This is a genomic window from Gilliamella sp. ESL0250 (assembly GCF_013345045.1).
GTDB lineage: Bacteria > Pseudomonadota > Gammaproteobacteria > Enterobacterales > Orbaceae > Gilliamella > Gilliamella apicola_H.
Genome location: NZ_JAAEDV010000006.1, coordinates 53,278 through 68,981 on the forward strand (window position 1 = coordinate 53,278; position 15,704 = coordinate 68,981).

16 protein-coding genes and 3 pseudogenes are annotated in these 15,704 nt (G+C 36.4%); 9 read left to right on the forward strand and 10 right to left on the reverse strand.

Features of this window, described 5'->3' with window-relative positions:
• Positions 1-6 precede the first annotated feature (6 nt).
• A complete protein-coding gene (locus tag GYY69_RS13075) occupies positions 7-189 on the reverse strand; it encodes a type II toxin-antitoxin system HicA family toxin (RefSeq protein WP_174796923.1) in 183 nt (60 codons plus the stop codon).
• Positions 190-260: 71 nt separating this feature from the next.
• Between GYY69_RS13075 and GYY69_RS06385 the strand changes: the two genes are divergently transcribed.
• From GYY69_RS06385 to GYY69_RS06410, 7 genes and pseudogenes are all read left to right on the forward strand, one after another.
• Positions 261-911, forward strand: coding sequence for a Gp138 family membrane-puncturing spike protein (locus GYY69_RS06385; RefSeq protein ID WP_174796924.1), 651 nt, complete (start codon positions 261-263; stop codon positions 909-911).
• The gene (locus GYY69_RS06390) at positions 908-1,273 is read left to right on the forward strand and encodes a hypothetical protein (protein ID WP_174796925.1); all 366 of its coding nucleotides are present in this window, start codon (positions 908-910) and stop codon (positions 1,271-1,273) included. The genes GYY69_RS06385 and GYY69_RS06390 overlap by 4 nt, the downstream gene beginning before the upstream one ends.
• On the forward strand, positions 1,254-2,372 hold the full coding sequence (locus GYY69_RS06395) for a baseplate J/gp47 family protein (protein ID WP_174796926.1): 1,119 nt from the start codon (positions 1,254-1,256) through the stop codon (positions 2,370-2,372). The genes GYY69_RS06390 and GYY69_RS06395 overlap by 20 nt, the downstream gene beginning before the upstream one ends.
• Complete coding sequence (locus GYY69_RS06400; RefSeq protein ID WP_174796927.1) at positions 2,365-3,021, forward strand: DUF2612 domain-containing protein; 657 nt, start codon at positions 2,365-2,367, stop codon at positions 3,019-3,021. The genes GYY69_RS06395 and GYY69_RS06400 overlap by 8 nt, the downstream gene beginning before the upstream one ends.
• Before the next feature lie 167 nt (positions 3,022-3,188).
• Positions 3,189-3,425, forward strand: a pseudogene (locus tag GYY69_RS13080) (tail fiber protein); the annotation flags it as partial.
• Between the two features lie 387 nt (positions 3,426-3,812).
• Positions 3,813-4,056, forward strand: a pseudogene (locus GYY69_RS13085) (phage tail protein); the annotation flags it as partial.
• Positions 4,057-4,274: 218 nt separating this feature from the next.
• Complete coding sequence (locus GYY69_RS06410; RefSeq protein WP_174796929.1) at positions 4,275-4,880, forward strand: tail fiber assembly protein; 606 nt, start codon at positions 4,275-4,277, stop codon at positions 4,878-4,880.
• Positions 4,881-5,117: 237 nt separating this feature from the next.
• Here GYY69_RS06410 and GYY69_RS06415 read toward each other — a convergent pair whose 3' ends face one another.
• The 5 genes and pseudogenes from GYY69_RS06415 to GYY69_RS06430 all read right to left on the reverse strand — a co-directional run bounded on the left by GYY69_RS06415 (position 5,118) and on the right by GYY69_RS06430 (position 7,072).
• On the reverse strand, positions 5,118-5,318 hold the full coding sequence (locus GYY69_RS06415; RefSeq protein WP_174796930.1) for a hypothetical protein: 201 nt from the start codon (positions 5,316-5,318) through the stop codon (positions 5,118-5,120).
• Positions 5,302-5,577 carry a hypothetical protein gene (locus GYY69_RS06420; RefSeq protein ID WP_174796931.1) on the reverse strand — a complete coding sequence of 92 codons (276 nt, stop codon included), beginning with the start codon at positions 5,575-5,577 and terminating at the stop codon, positions 5,302-5,304. The genes GYY69_RS06415 and GYY69_RS06420 overlap by 17 nt, the downstream gene beginning before the upstream one ends.
• A complete protein-coding gene (locus tag GYY69_RS06425; protein ID WP_446718889.1) occupies positions 5,556-6,143 on the reverse strand; it encodes a tyrosine-type recombinase/integrase in 588 nt (195 codons plus the stop codon). Before GYY69_RS06425 ends, GYY69_RS06420 begins: the two co-directional genes overlap by 22 nt.
• Positions 6,126-6,449: pseudogene (locus tag GYY69_RS13090) on the reverse strand (phage integrase central domain-containing protein); the annotation flags it as partial. The pseudogene GYY69_RS13090 and the gene GYY69_RS06425, both read right to left, overlap by 18 nt.
• Positions 6,450-6,511: 62 nt before the next feature.
• Positions 6,512-7,072, reverse strand: a complete 561-nt coding sequence (locus tag GYY69_RS06430) for a hypothetical protein (RefSeq protein WP_174796933.1) — start codon at positions 7,070-7,072, stop codon at positions 6,512-6,514.
• A gap of 1,197 nt (positions 7,073-8,269) precedes the next feature.
• Between GYY69_RS06430 and trhP the strand changes: the two genes are divergently transcribed.
• Positions 8,270-9,613 (forward strand): prephenate-dependent tRNA uridine(34) hydroxylase TrhP, encoded by a 1,344-nt coding sequence (gene trhP / locus GYY69_RS06435; RefSeq protein ID WP_174796934.1) that lies wholly within the window; start codon positions 8,270-8,272, stop codon positions 9,611-9,613.
• 58 nt (positions 9,614-9,671) lie between these two features.
• Here trhP and proA read toward each other — a convergent pair whose 3' ends face one another.
• The 4 genes from proA to gpt all read right to left on the reverse strand — a co-directional run bounded on the left by proA (position 9,672) and on the right by gpt (position 14,053).
• On the reverse strand, positions 9,672-10,925 hold the full coding sequence (gene proA, locus GYY69_RS06440) for a glutamate-5-semialdehyde dehydrogenase (protein WP_174796935.1): 1,254 nt from the start codon (positions 10,923-10,925) through the stop codon (positions 9,672-9,674).
• Between the two features lie 173 nt (positions 10,926-11,098).
• On the reverse strand, positions 11,099-12,208 hold the full coding sequence (gene proB, locus GYY69_RS06445) for a glutamate 5-kinase (protein WP_174796936.1): 1,110 nt from the start codon (positions 12,206-12,208) through the stop codon (positions 11,099-11,101).
• Between the two features lie 28 nt (positions 12,209-12,236).
• Positions 12,237-13,493, reverse strand: coding sequence for an alpha/beta hydrolase (locus GYY69_RS06450; protein WP_174796937.1), 1,257 nt, complete (start codon positions 13,491-13,493; stop codon positions 12,237-12,239).
• Positions 13,494-13,516: 23 nt separating this feature from the next.
• Positions 13,517-14,053, reverse strand: coding sequence for a xanthine phosphoribosyltransferase (gpt, locus tag GYY69_RS06455; protein WP_174796938.1), 537 nt, complete (start codon positions 14,051-14,053; stop codon positions 13,517-13,519).
• A gap of 146 nt (positions 14,054-14,199) precedes the next feature.
• Here gpt and GYY69_RS06460 point away from each other — a divergent pair, with 146 nt between their 5' ends.
• Positions 14,200-15,663, forward strand: coding sequence for an aminoacyl-histidine dipeptidase (locus tag GYY69_RS06460; RefSeq protein ID WP_174796939.1), 1,464 nt, complete (start codon positions 14,200-14,202; stop codon positions 15,661-15,663).
• Positions 15,664-15,704: the final 41 nt, after the last annotated feature.

Sequence of the window (15,704 nt, forward strand, 5' to 3'; positions counted from 1 at the left end):
GGCGGGCTATAAAAGCCTCGCCGATTTTTTGATTGATCTTACTGTGCCAATCGGTAAATCCGATTTTGGGTGAGGAACTGGAAACGTTTTATTAGTTATCGGTGAGTAAAACATATGATGACTACCTCTAACTCGTTTCAGAATACACCCGGCATTGGTAAGTTCCTTTATCAGGTCAGTTGATTTCATGTTTACCTCCTAACCTGAAAATCATTATACACATATATACACACTAGTCAATAATTTTTATTAGGTTATTTATGACAGATTCACTATTTGAAGCGATTGAAAGTCAAATAAAGCGTGCTCAATCGAATATATACACTGCACTACCAGCTAAAGTTATTAGCTTTGACGGTCATACAGTTAGCTGCCAAGTAATGGTTAACCGAGTAATGGCGAACGGGCAAGAAATAACGATACCGCCTTTAGTTGATGTTCCTGCTCAATTTCCGCACGCGGGCGGATTTTGCATTACTGTGCCGATAAAAGAGGGCGACGAGGGTTTGGTAGTCTTTTCTAGCCGTTGTATTGATGGTTGGTTTGCATCGGGTAATGCGTCAAAACCGCTAGATAACCGAATTAACGACCTTAGCGACGGCTTTTTTATTGTTGGTTGCAATAGCGTACCTAACAAAATACCTGATTTTTATCATGATGGTGCATCCATGCAAACCGATGACGGCTCAACACATATAAGACTGACAAATGGCACAATCTACATAAAAGGCAATATCGAGCACGAGGGTAACACTGAGCAAATTGGTAGCTACAATCAAACAGGCGGAAATACAACAAGCTCAGGAGTTATTACCGCCGAAGATGTCAAGACAAATAAAGGTATTGATTTAAATACGCACACTCACACAGATGTAAAAAGTGGTAATGAAAAAACAGGAGCGCCAACATGATAGTTAGAGGCTTAGATAATAATCACGATTGGACGTTTGGGCATGGTTTAGGTAACTATTTAGATAGTTCTGATGCGATAGCGCAATGTGTAAAAACCAAGTTATTAGCATTAAAAAGAGATTGGTTTTTAAATCGCGAGGACGGTATCGCATGGTTTGATTATCTAACTAAAAACCCGAACACAAAACAGTTAGAAATTGATGTAAAAGCGGAAATTTTTAAAGTGGATGGTGTGATCAACATCGATAGTTTCGATATTTTGTTAGATAGCGATACCCGCCAATTTCTAATACAAATTAGCTATACAGATAAATTTAACAAAACTAACGAGGCATCATTCAATGTTACAGATAACAGATAAGGGCGTCGAAATTGATGACTTATACACTATTCAAAATCGATTAGTTAGCGCATTTAAGTCAATTTATGGTGAGAATGTCAACCTTGACAGTGATACGCCCGATGGTCAATTACTTGGATTATTCTCGCAGGAGCTTGCAAACATTCATCAAGCTGTTTCGTTTATCGTTCAAATGTTGGACCCATACCAAGCAACTGGGCATTGGTTAGAACAGAGAGCAATGTACGCTGGAATAACACGAATTACAGCATCTTATTCTTATATTGATGAGGTTATTTTCACTGGCTCACCAAAAACGACAATACCGAACAATTCTATTTATATAGACAAGAACAAAAACAAATGGGTAACAACAGAACCGATAACATTAAATGATTTAGGTAGCGCACGCGTTAAATTCAGATCGTTAGAACTCGGTAATTACACTGTTAGCGCACTTGATGAGTTTACGCTAAGTGCAATTATTATTGGCGTTGATAAAGTTACAGCAAATACAAAAAGCTACGGCGGTGTTGATGAGGAAACTGACGCGCAATTATTAAAACGTTTCATGCTTTCTCATTCAATTAATAACTATGATGATAGACGAGGCATACAGTCAGCTTTAATGAATATTACTGGCGTGACTAAATGTGTTGTATATGAAAATTACACGAATAAAACCGATGAAAAAGGTGTTCCAGCTCATTCATTTAATGCCGTTATTTTGGGTGGTGCTGATGAAAAAATAGCGGAAGTGATCACCAAGAAGAAAATTGGCGGTTGCGGTCTATTCGGGGAAATTGAAACGTCTTATCTGTTAGATGACATACCTCGCAGAGTTTACTTTGACAGACCGAAAAAAATTGATGTTAACGTCGCTATGACAATTGGCCGTTATAAGTCATTTAACGATATTAATACTGAGCAAATCAAAACTAATTTAAAGAGTTTGGAATTTGAAATCGGCGAGAATGTTTACGCCTCACGCATTATTTCGAGCATTAATTTAGTTGATGGCTTTTATATTAAAGAGCTTACGGTTAATGGCTCAAATATAGCTAATATCGGTTATAGAGAATATGCACAGATAAACAATGTCGAGGTGCTAATTGAGTAGAGAAAATTTCATCATTTGGCAGTATCGAACTAGGCCAAAGGCTTTGGGTACGATTAGAGCTATTTACACAGAAACAGATAACACGTTTAAAAATGTTGTTCAAGTAGCAGATATTCTCAACATTGATGATGCGACGGGCTATGCGTTGGATCTAGTTGGTCGTCATGTCGGTGTATCAAGAGTTTTATCTACCGCAATAGCAAAAGAATATTTCGGATGGCTAAAAGATAAAACAGCTTTGTCGTTCGGTATCGGTGAATTTTATCGACACGGTGACGCACTACACGCATCTGTAGTTTTAAATGACAATGACTATCGTTTTTTTATCAAAGCACGCATAACAAAAAACTATCAGAATGGCGAAATATCAAACATTGTTAAATCAATTAAATTTATGATCGGCGATCACGGAAATATCATTGATGCGCAAAACATGACTATGAATGTGCTAGTAAATAGCGATCAGCTTAATTCATTAACGCTATATGCAATAAGCAAAATGGATATTTTAGTGAGACCAATTGGGGTTATGTACCGCTATTTAGTTTTGGTCAATAACGAACCGTTTGGCTTTGTGCATGATAAACATTCATACGGGTTTAATTTAGGTAAATTTGTAAGGCTTCAAGAAATAGGAATCAATTCATGAAAATTCAAGAAAAACCAGATTATTTAATTTTTGCCGAATCTGCGAAAAAGGGGGAGATTAGTAATTTCCCTGATGTAAGTCGAGGCTGGGGGGTGACTATCGAGCAAACAGGCTCAAAACCACCGATGGAATGGATGAATGGCGCATTTAATCGCATTGATAAAAATATGCTGTATTTATTACAACAGGGCGTACCAGAATGGAGCGAAAGCGTCAAATATCCAGATAATGCAATTATTAAATATAACGGTGTTTTGTACACTGCAATAGCTGAAAATGATAACTCAAACCCAGCAACAAGCACTACAAAATGGAAAAAAACGCAAGCAGAAGTTTCTAAAGCAAGTACAACACAAAGCGGTATAGTTAAATTAAGCTCATCAACTAACAGTACATCAGAAACAGAAGCTGCAACGCCGTTGGCTGTTAAGAAAGTGAATGATCTAGCGACCACGGCACATAATATTGCCGAATTAGCAGTCCGACGTGGCAACGAATTTCCATTTCGCGGAAATCTGGGCGGCCGACATTTAAATAACATTGGTGCAACATCCCACGGCGTTTATTTTCAAAATTCATATAACGAAGCGCCGATAGAACGCGGCTACCCTGTGCGTGATGCGGGCGCATTAACTGTTTTAAAAACAGATGGTGATGGTGAGAGTTGTGCACAAATATATACGTTATATAAATCTGGGCGGCAGTTTATTCGAAATTACCGCGGTACAGCAAATAGCGGGCATTGGGAGAGTTGGGTTGAACAAATTACAACAGCAAATATCAATGATTATTTGCCTGTCGGCATCCCTCAACCATGGCCGACAACAACCCCACCCGCTGGCTGGTTAAAATGCAACGGATGGAAATTTGATAAAAATAAATATCCGAAACTGGCAAAAGCATACCCGTCGGGTTATTTGCCCGAAATGCGGGGTGAAACCATTCGGGGCTGGGATGATGGTCGTGGAGTTGATCCTGGACGAGAAATTTTAAGCCCGCAGGGCGACGCTATACGTAATATTTGGGGTGAAATATCACCGATTTCTGAATCTTTTGCATCAGAACCAATAGCCACAGGGGCCTTCAAATATTTTGAAAAGCACGCTGGTCACACCCCCACGACCATTGATAGAGGCAGTGTCGGCGGCGTTGTATTTGATGCATCAAATATAGTCCCAACAGCTAACGAAAACAGAGTACGCAGTGTAGCGTTTTTATATATAGTTAAAGCAGAATAATTAAGGAGATTTATAATGAAATATCAATTAACACCGAAAGTTGCACAGTTTGACAAAGACGGTTTTGTAACAACTGAGGGCTGGGCATTAATTTATAACACAGATGTTATAACTGGCGAATTTATGAACGCAACATACGAATATGTTGCCGAAGGTATTGGTTTACCTGATCATGTTTGTTTAGATGCCCCAAATTCAGTTGACGATGAGCACGCAATCGTTAGAGTCGGCGATACGTGGACATACCCCTCAGACCATCGCGGTAAAAAAATCTACTCAACAGAAAATGGCGCAGAATCAACAGTAACAGAAATCGGCGACATTCCGAATAATTACACGCTATTAAAACCGTCTAGCGAGTTTGACACATGGAATGGTGAGGCGTGGGTGTTAGATAAAAACAAACAGCATCAGCATTATATAGCTGTAGCAACAGCACAAAAAAAACAGCTATTAAGCGAAGCTACTACGCAGATTGATTACCTACAAGACGCAATTGATACAGAAATAGCAACAGACGAAGAAAAAGCATTGTATTCAACGTGGAAAAAATACAGAGTTTTGCTAAATCGTATTGATGTCGAAACTGCGCCAGATATCAAATGGCCAGAAAAACCATAATAACATCAAAACACACTATCAATCTTCAACCTACAATACTCAACAGCGTCATGTAGCATCACAAAATCGGCGATATCGTATAGCGTTTTTGCTGTTTGATAGAACACGTAATTGTGTTTGTCGTCGCTGTTGATAATGTAGCACTCGCCCGATATTTCATTTTCGAAGTCTTCTGGCTTCTGGCGTATGTAAATTGGTAGTGTGTAGTTTATCGTTATCATTTATGACAAATATATTCTAACCGTCTTTCGATACGTCTTTTAGCAAGTGTAGCCCCTCAAAAATAGCAGCTTTTTTTGAGCCATATTTTTCGCCCATTTCTGTTAATAGCGCATGTTCACTATCGGTCAGATATATACCTGGCAATCTTGGCCTACCCAGTCGTTTCTGTTTTCGTTTTTCTTCTGCCCGCTTTTGAGCCTCAGTTAGTGCCATCATTTATACCCATCGTTTCATTAAAATAATCGCGATCACCTTTTTCTGATTGATAGCGATACGCATTAATTTGTTTATTGTTTTTTGACATTAAAACTAGATGATTTTTATCAAACGATAATTTATATAGCTCTAAAAACGCCGCTTTAGCGGCGCTAAAAAATGGTGTTTTTGTACTGAGATGTGTAATTGTTTCACTGCCTCCGCGGCGTTGTTTAATGACATAAACTCTATATATATTTATATTCTCAGATATCGCCATTCCCGTCCTCTACTGTCGTTATACCTATCTGTCATTTGTTGGGATTTGTGTCCCAACAAATTCATTGTATCAATACCCTGCGCACGGTACAACCGTTCTGATAGCGATCTAATTTCATGAAATGATGGCGGAGTGCCGTTCCAATAGTTACGTTCATAGTAAATTTTATCTCGAAATTCTGAAAAATATTGAGTTAGTGAAAATAATTTAACTTGTTTTTTGTTATTTTCAATTAAATACTTTTTACCCGTACAAATGTTGTTTATTACATGTTCTAGTGTCATATTTAATTTTTCACAATATAAATTGAGTGGCAATGCTATTTTTGCGCCAGTTTTGTATTGCTCTATAAATAGATGCCCATTTTTTATATCTGAGCGCTGTATAGCTACTATATCAGATCGTCGTTGACCCGTTACTAATGCCACAATCATCGCCTGATAAAAATATTGCTGTCTAGATTTTTTAGCGGAATTTAAAATTTTTTTAAATTCATCAAATGTTAGTCGGCAGCGTTTTGGCGGGGTTCGTGGGGGGCGTAATGGAATGGTTGGATCTGTCGTAATCCAACCGTTAAAGTACGCCTCTCTAAAAATCTCCTTTATAATTTGATACATAGATTTGGCTGCGCTATTGGTCCCGCGTTTAACGTATTCATTTATAATTTCAGCTAGATCTAGTGTTGATATTTTTCTGATTCTTTTATGCCCCAACCGGGATTTTAAAATTTTTATTAGAGAATTTTTGTTATCAAGGGTGTGTTTTTTGAGCCCTTTATTGTTCAATATAAATTGAAACTCAATTAACCACATGTTCAAAGTTTTTGATTTCGCGAATTTTGCTTTAAAAAAATTAAAAATATTATTTATCATCACTGTAACTCGTTTACATTTAAATTAATTAAAAAAAGTGCGCCGTGAGCGCACTATTGGGATCAGGCTTCTAGCTCTGCTATGCGTGATGTAATTCTTGCTAACTCAGCCTTTAACTGTTGCAACTCGTCATGTGGTGATTTTTTACTAATAATTTTATATTCGATTGATTCGTCATTATCTAAAAACTTTAACGCGCCCTCATAAAGATCTAATATTTTGAATTTTAAACCTTCCTCTACTTTAGTTGACCAGTTTTTAACTGAGCCTCCCGAAGTTGGTGATTTTTCGATAAAAACCACCCCATCTCCGATTGTTGCGCCGCTATCTCTACCTCGTGCTTGCGCGATAATTCTGCCGCCCAAGTAAATCGGTGATTGCTCGCCTAATATTTTCTTTTTTACCGTGATTTCTACATCAACAACTGATTGATTATATCCGTCAGTACCGAATATATCTAATAATGCGGCTTTGACTAAATCGATATTTCTTTCATCAAAGCACCACGCTTTTAGACTATAATCATATTTTCCCCCAATTTTTCGGGCTGCACATGCAAAATCAGGGTTGAATTGAGTTTTTACTTGAATTGTTTTGTCAATATTTTTAATTGATACAAACATAACATTTTCCTTATCAGAAAGCTGGAAACCCGTCCAGTTCGGTAGTCTTAGTTGACTGTATGAATTCATTATAAATGGAGCGCTCCATAATGTAAAGTATTATTTTTGATTTTTTGTGCTATTAGTGCGATTGTATTTTGATGTGAAATTGTGATGTGAGATTTTGAGAAAATGGTCGCAAAAAGTGTTAGAATATGTGAGAATATAATTGAATAACTTATTGATATTTAACGATGAAAAAATCGATAAAAAGTACTGTATATTCTAAGTTATTTTTGTAACTGATTGATTTATAATGACATGTTTTCGGATTGCAAATCCGTCTACCTCGGTTCGACTCCGGGACGCGCCTCCATTTAAATTAACCAATATTTTGTCATTTTTTGTAATCACATTTTTTCAATTTTGTAATCTAACTTTTCAATATTAACTATGAGCTATTTTAATTATCATGCAAAAGCGAAGAAGTTAATCAAGGATGGTTATCTTATCAGGTATGAGTTTGTAGATAATTGGAATGGTATCAAGCCTGCGTTAGTTTTATATTTTAGAGAGGCTAACCCCATGCCAATTAGAGAATATCGATGGAATGAATATTTACCATTGTTGAGTAATGGGGAGAGTTTATTAAAATAAGTAGCTTTGCTTAATAAAGCATTAGGCTGATATGTAAGTGCTAATGCTCAAATTACTGTCTCCATAATACTTTGTGTAGCATTAGTTGAAATAGATACTGTTCGAATTAAATTGCCACCACTAATAAATACTCTCAATTATTGCATCAAAAAATAACGAACAAACAGGATTATTTCTCGAAAAATATTGCAAAAAAATAATTCTATTAATTCACTGTGCCAAGTAATTAGTTTAATTTTTGAATTTTTTCCTTAATTTACTTCCATTTTGCTAAGTTATATCCAAATTCATTTTAGTATTGTAATAGGTATCGCGCCATGTGGCTTTGCCTAAAAAGAATGATTGAAAATTAAAAGAGTGAGAAACATTTGTAAATTTGTTCGAATCTAATCTAATCATATTGATTAATAAAACACTTTTTAATGAGTATAGTTTTGGCGTTATATAGCTTGACTATATAATAAATTTGCCAACTGATAGGCTAAAGCGTAAAATGCCCATCCTATTTTGCTTAATCTATTACTAATTAGTAATACTGACCTGAAATCAGAGGCATTTTTAATGACAAATTTATATGCAAAACCAGAATTACTTTCTCCTGCTGGTTCTTTAAAAAATATGCGCTATGCATTTGCATATGGTGCAGATGCAGTTTATGCAGGGCAACCCCGATATAGTTTGCGGGTTCGTAATAATGAATTTAATCATGAAAATTTAGCGATCGGCATTAACGAAGCTCATGCCCAAGGCAAAAAGTTTTATGTAGTGGTTAATATAGCACCGCATAACTCTAAGTTAAAAACTTTTATTCGCGATTTAGAACCAATTGTAAACATGAAACCCGATGCCTTTATCATGTCAGATCCAGGTTTAATTATGTTAGTACGCGAACACTTTCCTGATATGGAAATTCATTTATCGGTACAATCTAACGCAGTTAACTGGGCAACAGTAAAATTTTGGCATCAAATGGGGTTAACTCGAGTAGTATTATCGCGTGAATTATCACTGGATGAAATTACTGAAATCCGTGAAAAAGTGCCCGAAATGGAATTAGAAGTATTTATTCACGGTGCGCTATGTATGGCATATTCTGGGCGCTGTTTGCTTTCTGGTTATATCAATAAGCGTGATTCAAATCAAGGTACATGCACTAACGCATGCCGTTGGGAATATAAAGTTGCTGAAGGTAAAGAAGACGAAGTAGGGCAAATTGTTCATAAATGTGAACCGATACCAGTACAACAAGTTGAGCCAACATTAGGTATTGGTCAAACAACTAATAAAGTATTCATGCTTGAAGAGTCAGGGCGTCCAGGCGAATATATGCAAGCTTTTGAAGATGAACATGGCACATATATTATGAACTCAAAAGATTTAAGAGCTGTGGAGTTAGTCGACGATTTAACTAAAATTGGCGTACATTCTCTCAAAATTGAAGGAAGAACCAAATCTTTTTATTATTGTGCAAGAACGGCGCAAGTGTATCGCCAAGCAATTGATGCGGCAAGTGAAGGTAAACCTTTTGATCCTCGTTTATTACAAGAACTTAATGCACTTGCTAATCGAGGCTATACCGAAGGATTTTTACGTCGCCATAAGCATGAAGAAATGCAAAATTACGAACATAGCCATTCGGTTTCAGAAAGGCAACAATTTGTTGGCGAGTTTAGCGGTGAGAGGCTCAATGGCTTAGCTGAAGTTATCGTAAAGAATAAATTTTCTGTTGGGGATAGTGTCGAAATGATGACTCCCAAAGGTAATCAAAACTTCATTATCGAACGTATGGAAAACAAAAAAGGACAACCCGTTCCAGCAGGACTGGGGGATGGTCATATTGTTTATATTCCAATACCTGAAGATATAGATCTTAATTATGCATTATTAATGCGTAATTTTGATTAGCGATTGAACAATAAAAACTGTTCGGGATAACCGAACAGTTATTTTAAATCTTACTTTGTTATTGGCGAATTAAATCATCGCCATAAGCAATCCACTTATATGTGGTTAAAGCTTCAAGACCCATTGGGCCTCGGGCATGTAATTTTTGTGTACTAACCGCTACTTCTGCGCCTAACCCAAATTGCCCACCATCGGTAAAGCGTGTTGAAGCATTGACATAAACCGCAGCAGAATCAACCAAATTGACGAATTGCTGGGCGTTAGTTAAATCACGCGTTAAAATTGCTTCGGAATGTCCACTACCATAGTCACGAATATGTTCCACTGCTAGTTCAAGGGAGTCGACAATCACCACATTCAAGTCTTTTGATAACCATTCTTGGCGTAACTCATCATCTTTTACTGCAAAAGTATTTGCTATACCGGATTTTAATATTTTATACGCATTTGGAGCAGCGTGTAATACCACATTATTATCAGCCATAATTTGGCTAAGTTTGGGTAAAAATGTATCGGCAATTTTTGTATGTACAAGTAGTGTTTCAAGTGTATTACAGGTACTTGGGCGCTGAGTTTTGGCGTTGACAATAATAGAAAGTGCTTTATCAAAATCAGCCGTTTCGTCGACAAAAGTATGGCAGACGCCAATACCACCGGTAATGACAGGGATTGTTGAATGTTCGCGACATAATGTATGTAAAGCTGACCCACCACGAGGAATAATCATATCGACATATTTGTCGAGTTTAAGTAATTCAGTGATGTATTTACGATCAGGATTATCAATATACTGTATAGTCGCTTCGGGTAATCCAACTTGAGATAAAGCCTGTTGAATAATCGAGATTGTGGCGGCATTGGTATGCATTGTTTCTGTACCACCTCGTAATATTGCTGCATTACCCGTTTTTAAGCAAAGTGCTGCAATATCAATCGTTACATTTGGTCTTGCTTCATAAATAACACCAATAACCCCCAAAGGAACTCTATGGCGTTGTAGCTTTAAACCACTATATAAGGTTGAACCATCAATAATCTGACCAATTGGATCAGTCAATGAAACTACTTTTCTTACGTCACTAGCGATAGAGACTAAGCGCTCAGGTGTTAATAATAAACGGTCTAAAATAGCAGCACTTATCCCTTGCGTTTTAGCCGCTTGGATATCTTGTTTATTCGCTTCAAGGATAATTTCACTATGCTGTTCTAATAACTCTGCAATTATGGTTAAAACTTGATTTTTGGTTGAAGTAGGGCATTGTGCTAATTGGTATGATGCAAGTTTTGCTGTTTTACCCATTTGTTGTAACATTGTTATCACCATTTATTTTATTAAGCGAAAAGAAAATATATTACTTCTTTGTGCTTAATGTCAGTTAACTTATATTTCTTTATCCTTTAAAATCCTGTGTAATGAATCTAAAAGCTCTTCCAATTGGCAATCGTACCCTAATAGCTTCCTATTATTTATTTCGTTTTTGTATGTTATTTTATTATCATATCATTACGATGAACGGCAACAGGACCATATTCATAGCCAATAATTTGACTAATTTCTTGCGAATGATGCCCAGCAATTTGCCTTAAAGCATCACTGTTATAACGACTAACACCTCGAGCAATATGTTTGCCTAAGCTATCACATATATCAATAACTTCACCGCGCGAAAAGTCCTTTTCAACTTTTAGAATACCTTTAGGTAATAGCGAACTGCCATTATTTAAAATCGCATTAACAGCACCATCATCTAATAACACTTTGCCTGCTTTGGGTGCGCCAAATAACCAATGTTTTCGATGTTCTAGTGGCGTTTTTTGAGGAAGAAATCGTGTGCCGACAGGGTGATTATTGATAATATCAATAATGACATTAGCTCTGTTTCCTGCTGCAATCACAACTTCAATACCCGCACTGCCAGCAACTTTTGCTGCTTGTAATTTTGTTGTCATACCACCAGTACCAAGTCCCGAAACACTATCACCAGCAATGCTTAGTAATTTATCATCAATATGATCGACTTCATGAATTAACTTGGCACTTTTATCTGATCTTGGATCGGCTGTATAGAGGCCTTCAATGTCGGTTAATAAAATCAGTTTATCAGCTTCGGCTAAAATTGCGGCTAGCGCTGATAGATTATCATTGTCTCCAACTTTTATTTCGGCAGTTGCAACCGCGTCATTTTCGTTAATAACTGGAATGATATGATTATCCAACATGGCTTTTAACACATCTTGGGCATTTAAAAATCGTTCACGATCTTCAAGGTCGGCACGGGTAAGTAACATTTGGCCAATATAGATTTTATAGATAGAAAACAGCTGTTCCCAAAGCTGTATTAATTTACTTTGGCCAACCGATGCGAGCAATTGTTTTGATGCAACAGTATTAGGTAGAGTAGGGAAGTTTAAGTATTCGCGACCTGCTGCAATTGCGCCAGAAGTAACAATAATAACTTTATGTCCATCTTTATGTAAACATGCACATTGTCTTATTAGCTCAACTATTCGTGCCCGATCGAGTTGTTTTGTGCCATCAGTTAACACACTGGTACCTAATTTAACAACAACAATTTGTTGTTTTTTATTGATCATAACATTGCTCTTATTTTTAAATCATGAATTATAAAATAGACTCCATCCATTGTACTGATTGAGTTAACGCTTGATGCAAACTTTTTTGTAACTGTTTTTTAGACACTGTTACTACTTTATTTTGCTTAATTGAATGAATCAATTTTGCTTCACAAAGATTGCTTAGCTTATCATCCTCAAAGATGATATTCATCACCGGTACATGGCAAGAATGAGTTAAAAGTCCTTGATTTTTTAGTGAAAAGTATTTCAATTCTGCCGCTAATTGCTGATTGGATATCGAAGGTAATGCCAAGCGACTTGCGAGCATATCTTTGTAGCTATTAGGTAGATTTTTTTGCAGCTCATTATCAACAAAAATTTGGTGAACAAATGGAGTGAAGTTAAACAATCCTTTTATTTTATTTGGCATTAAATAGGCCAAACGTGTAGCAATATGTGAACCAAAACGAAAGCCAGCAACAAAAACACGATGATCATCAACCCATGGCACAGAGGACAATTGCTCTAATATAGCTTGATGAATTAGGCTACTATTTTGTGTTAAAGCAAAGTTACGGCTATATCCAACAGTCGGTAAGTCAACGGTTAACATAGCAAATCCATGTGGGGCTAAAAACTCACTAAAATAACGATAGTAATCGATTTGCAAATTACCTAATGCATTACAGATTAGCACAACAGGGCACGCTTTTTCAGTTTTTGGTAGATGTAAAATTGCTTTGGCGCTACGATTATCAACCTTAAATTCAAGCTCTTTAATCAAAAACGGTGAAAAACCAAGTGCTTTTGTATAAGCTTGATAAGCACAAGTTTGGGCATACATTGCCAGTTCATCATTTTTAAAATGGGGATAACTGGCGATACTTGAAAATTCACTGGCAATAAGGTAATAATTGAGTAAATTATTTTTATCTTCATTGCTCAGATTCGTTCTATCTATCGACTCTGCTTTCGCTTGCCAGATTGCTGCTTGGTTTAAAAATTCATAAATCCAGTTACCAGATTGATAACCAACAACCGTATCTAGCCAGTTATCATTTGTATGATGTCTAGTTGAAGCGGCAATTTTGGATAAAACCGCTTCAGCTTCTAATTTAGGTAATCCACGCCAATGCCACAAAATGGGATTAATAATGCGATACCACCTCGAATCAATTTCCCCATCTAACGCGCTAATACTACTACCATCACTACTATCGATACGATTTATGAGTGTTGATGTTTCAGGATAATCAAATTGTGGTTTAAATATCTGTGCCGTTAGATTTTCGGTAGTTGCCATAACAACCTTAATTTCCTTATTGATTATTTATGATCACAAATTGGTTTAACGAACATGACGCCAGTATCCCAAGGTTGTTCGATCCAAGTATCTTGATCGATATCAATAACATAATCATCAACAAGTGGTTTACCTGCTGGTTTTGCAAAAATAGTAACAAAGTGTGCTTTTGGATACATTTCGCGGATAGTATGAGCTGTGTTACCTGTATCGACTAAATCGTCAACGACAATAAAGCCTTCACCATCGCCATTTGCCTGTTTTAATATTAGTTTTTCGCGTTGATGATCATGATCGTAACTTGAAATACAAACCGTATCGACATAACGAATACTTAATTCACGCGCTAAGATAGCTGCTGGAACTAATCCACCACGACTAACGGCAATAATACCTTTCCATTGGTTAGCAGGTAATAAACGTTCTGAGAGTTGACGCCCGTAGGATTGTAACATTTCCCAAGTGACATTGAATTTTTTCTTTTCAGCAATAAGTTCTGCTTTGTGTTGTTTTTTTGCTTGGATTTCTTCTTCTGTTAATAAAGTTTGTTCTGTTGACATGTGTAACCTGCAATTTTAATCGAATGTACGAATAAATAAATATTAATGGACTAAAAATAGTTGTAAAATTGCACCTTATTATAGAGTGATTAGTTAAAAAAAACCACTCATTAATTTATTACTTACTTAATAATTGAGGTTATATTATGCTTTCTACCTTAACACCTAAATTTGTTTGGCAGATTTTTAATGATATTTGTAAAATTCCCCACCCATCTCATCATGAGCAAATGATAACCAAATATATTGTTGATTTTGCCAATAGGAATCACATTGATTGCAAGCTTGATAAAGTAGGTAATATTTTATTAACCAAACCTGCTACTAAAGGGATGGAGACGTGCCCGTCGATTGCTTTGCAAGCTCATATGGATATGGTGCCTCAAAAAAATGAAGGCACTAGTCACGATTTTTTAACCGACCCAATTCAAGCTTATGTTGATGGTGAATGGGTAAAAGCCAAAGGTACAACATTAGGTGCAGATAACGGCGTTGGGCTTGCATCTGCGTTAGCTGTGTTAATTGATCCTACTGTTGAACATGGGCCGATTGAAGTGTTAATAACAGTATCAGAAGAAACTGGCATGCATGGTGCCTTTGGTTTACAACCAAATTGGTTAAAAAGCCACTATTTAATTAATACTGATTCTGAAGACGAAGGCGAAATATTTACTGGTTGCGCTGGCGGTGTTGACTTTACCACGACTTTTGCTATTACTTATGCAGTAATACCTGAAAAACATGATTGTTATATGAGCATTTCGCTTAAAGGGTTAAAAGGTGGGCATTCAGGTTGTGATATTCACCTTGGTCGTGGTAACGCAATTAAATTAATGGCTCGTTTTTTAGCGCAATATGCACAAAATATCTCGTTTAGATTAGCCGATATAAAAGGAGGATCATTGCGCAATGCTATTCCAAGAGAAGCCTTTGCTGAAATCACACTAAATAAACAAGATTTACCTAAATTAGAAGCTATTGTTAGACAATATCAAACTATTTTACACAGCGAATTAGGTCATGCAGAGCCTGCTATCGAAATAATTTTATCAGAGGTTGAATCCAATAAAGTAAAACGTGTATTAACCACTGAACATCAAAATAAGATCATTGATTGGTTAAATACAGCACCTAATGGTGTGGTTAGAATGAGTGATCAGCTTCATGGTGTGGTTGAAACATCACTCAATTTCGGTATTGTTAATATTGAAGATAACCAACTTAATGCCCATTTTTTAATTCGCTCTCAAGTTGATAGTGCTAAAGATGCCGTTGTATCGACATTGATATCTCTTAGTCAACTTGTGAATGCCAATTATGAAATAAGTGGTGGTTATTCAGGATGGGAACCTAATTTAGATTCACAATTACTTAAACTAGCTAAAGATAAATATCTCGAAATTTTTTCTCAGCAAGCAAAAATAATGGTGATTCATGCAGGGCTTGAATGTGGTTTATTTAAACAAAGTTATCCAAATATGGATATGATTTCAATTGGGCCAACGATTGTTTCGCCACATTCACCAGACGAAAAAGTAAACATACAAAGCGTTTACCGCTATTGGGAATTATTGATAGCGATATTAAAATCGGCAAGTTTTTTAAAATAATCTAACGTATACCTGCCGATTTTTATCGGTAGGTATTTGAA

What these genes read in the sequence shown, in the direction of transcription:
- GYY69_RS13075 (WP_174796923.1), bottom strand. Translation starts at nt 189, where the DNA reads ATGAAATCAACTGACCTGATAAAGGAACTTACCAATGCCGGGTGTATT.
- GYY69_RS06385 (WP_174796924.1), top strand. Translation starts at nt 261, where the DNA reads ATGACAGATTCACTATTTGAAGCGATTGAAAGTCAAATAAAGCGTGCT.
- GYY69_RS06390 (WP_174796925.1), top strand. Translation starts at nt 908, where the DNA reads ATGATAGTTAGAGGCTTAGATAATAATCACGATTGGACGTTTGGGCAT.
- GYY69_RS06395 (WP_174796926.1), top strand. Translation starts at nt 1,254, where the DNA reads ATGTTACAGATAACAGATAAGGGCGTCGAAATTGATGACTTATACACT.
- GYY69_RS06410 (WP_174796929.1), top strand. Translation starts at nt 4,275, where the DNA reads ATGAAATATCAATTAACACCGAAAGTTGCACAGTTTGACAAAGACGGT.
- GYY69_RS06415 (WP_174796930.1), bottom strand. Translation starts at nt 5,318, where the DNA reads ATGATGGCACTAACTGAGGCTCAAAAGCGGGCAGAAGAAAAACGAAAA.
- GYY69_RS06420 (WP_174796931.1), bottom strand. Translation starts at nt 5,577, where the DNA reads ATGGCGATATCTGAGAATATAAATATATATAGAGTTTATGTCATTAAA.
- GYY69_RS06430 (WP_174796933.1), bottom strand. Translation starts at nt 7,072, where the DNA reads ATGTTTGTATCAATTAAAAATATTGACAAAACAATTCAAGTAAAAACT.
- trhP (WP_174796934.1), top strand. Translation starts at nt 8,270, where the DNA reads ATGACAAATTTATATGCAAAACCAGAATTACTTTCTCCTGCTGGTTCT.
- proA (WP_174796935.1), bottom strand. Translation starts at nt 10,925, where the DNA reads ATGTTACAACAAATGGGTAAAACAGCAAAACTTGCATCATACCAATTA.
- proB (WP_174796936.1), bottom strand. Translation starts at nt 12,208, where the DNA reads ATGATCAATAAAAAACAACAAATTGTTGTTGTTAAATTAGGTACCAGT.
- GYY69_RS06450 (WP_174796937.1), bottom strand. Translation starts at nt 13,493, where the DNA reads ATGGCAACTACCGAAAATCTAACGGCACAGATATTTAAACCACAATTT.
- gpt (WP_174796938.1), bottom strand. Translation starts at nt 14,053, where the DNA reads ATGTCAACAGAACAAACTTTATTAACAGAAGAAGAAATCCAAGCAAAA.
- GYY69_RS06460 (WP_174796939.1), top strand. Translation starts at nt 14,200, where the DNA reads ATGCTTTCTACCTTAACACCTAAATTTGTTTGGCAGATTTTTAATGAT.